The organism is Staphylococcus sp. HMSC077D08 (assembly GCF_001837945.1).
In the GTDB taxonomy this organism is placed as follows: domain Bacteria; phylum Bacillota; class Bacilli; order Staphylococcales; family Staphylococcaceae; genus Staphylococcus; species Staphylococcus epidermidis.
Map to the genome: position 1 here is coordinate 1 of NZ_KV834784.1, position 294 is coordinate 294.

The window sequence follows — 294 nt, forward strand, 5'->3', positions numbered from 1 at the left end:
TTTCATAGTGGGGCACATAGTTTAGGAGGCTATCTAGCACAATATAATGCTGTGAAGTTTAACTTTGATAGTACGACAACCTATGCTGCTCCGAACCCTTATGGTGCATTTTCTGGTGATATCAAGAAGCAAATTGATGAAGGAAAGTATAATGGGAAAATCAAAAATGTAGGTCATGAAGACGACATCGTTAATAGTTTGGATTTTTTTAAGCCAAGAATAGGTTCTAACATAATTACAGCACCCAAGTATGATGGATTTTTAACATCGTTACCTTTTGTAGGACAACATTTT

The 294-nt window shown here is 35.4% G+C and carries 1 pseudogene; it reads left to right on the forward strand.

Going from position 1 to position 294, the window contains the following annotated elements:
* Positions 1–294: pseudogene (locus HMPREF2663_RS07710) on the forward strand (hypothetical protein); the annotation flags it as partial.